This is a genomic window from Hymenobacter sp. B1770 (genome assembly GCF_049896385.1).
Lineage (GTDB): Bacteria > Bacteroidota > Bacteroidia > Cytophagales > Hymenobacteraceae > Hymenobacter.
Genome location: NZ_JAFCUF010000023.1, coordinates 1 through 1352, shown reverse-complemented (window position 1 = coordinate 1352; position 1352 = coordinate 1). Strand labels below are relative to the sequence as shown.

Annotated in this window: 1 protein-coding gene; it reads right to left on the bottom strand. The window is 63.2% G+C overall.

The annotated features are described in order from the left end of the window. On the bottom strand, window positions 1-355 hold a 355-nt coding region (locus ACP7AJ_RS21150; RefSeq protein WP_426062221.1), incomplete at its 3' end, for a sigma-70 family RNA polymerase sigma factor. Window positions 356-1352 lie beyond the last annotated feature (997 nt).

The following is a 1352-nucleotide window of genomic DNA, read 5'->3' as shown; positions in this document are numbered from 1 at the left end:
CCAGGGCTTGCAGGATGCTCTGGCGAATCCACCACACGGCGTACGAGATGAACTTGAAGCCCTTCGTCTCATCGAAGCGCTTGGCCGCCTTGATCAGCCCCAGGTTGCCCTCGTTGATGAGGTCGCCCAGGGTCAGGCCCTGGTTCTGGTACTGCTTGGACACCGACACGACGAAGCGCAGGTTGGCCTTGGTCAGCTTTTCGAGGGCCAGCTGGTCGCCTTCGCGGATGCGCTGGGCCAGGTCCACTTCCTCGTCGATCGACACCAGGCTCACTTTGCCAATCTCCTGCAGGTACTTGTCCAGCGACTGGCTTTCGCGGTTGGTGATCTGCTTGCTGATTTTTAACTGTCTCATGCGGGAACGGTGCTGCTTGTTTTGGTTTCAAAGGGAGGGAAGAACCAGCCCCCGGCACTTGCCTATTTGGCCTGGTCCAACGGGTAGCAAGACGCTGCCCGGAGGAAAGGTTCACGGGGCGGGCAAACCAGCCGTCCTGGCCGGCAGCTGCCGGTACCGGTAGGCCACGCCGTCGGCAGGGGCGCAGGGGCGACTAGTCGGGATTGGTGCAGCCGCTTTGTCAAGGTGCTGGCAAGCGCGATGGCCCTCGTTACGGGCCAGCTTAAGTTCAGCAAGCCGGTTCACTGAATCCAGTGCAAAGAGTCCTAGGAGGCCATAAATTCCGGAAACTGCTCGCCCCTACACAAAGGGTTGCGCCCTAAACACACTCTGTTTAGTAAAACGAGCCTTATTTTGGGCACGTATTGACCTCCGGATGGCTGTCCCTGCATTCTTTGCTGCTCACTGGTATAATCGCCCGCAAACGTTGGGGCGGGCGTATCTTGTATGAGGCAAGAAGCCAGAAAAAGCAGGCCCGCCAGCGGGTGAGCAAGCAATGCTCCCCGGTCGAAACCTTCCGGGGCGACCCTGCCTGGCCCGCCGACACCTGGTACCGCTTACGTCACTGCCCGGCTTCTTTGGCGGCGATAAAGGAGCGGGATTAGGTGACCGACCCGTGGCCCCGGAACCGGCCGCGCACGGGGGCCGTGCGCCGGGCTTTCCTCGACCACGGGGCCACCCAGTGGGAGGTGCTGCGGGTGCACGACGAGGACCAGGAGAACGGGCACGCCCTCCGGCGCAACGAGCGCCGAGGGGGCAGCGGTTCGCCCCCCGCTGCCGGGGGCCCGGCGAACGCATCGGGCAGGACTGTCTCGTGCACGGACACCCCGCGGCCGGGTGCCCTTACATCAAATAAAACGCCTCGGCGGGCAGCGGAGCGGGCACGGTTTCTTCGTCCAGCAAGTGCCGCAGGTTGATTTCCACGGTGCGGGCGATGGCCGTGACGGGCGTGTCGGTG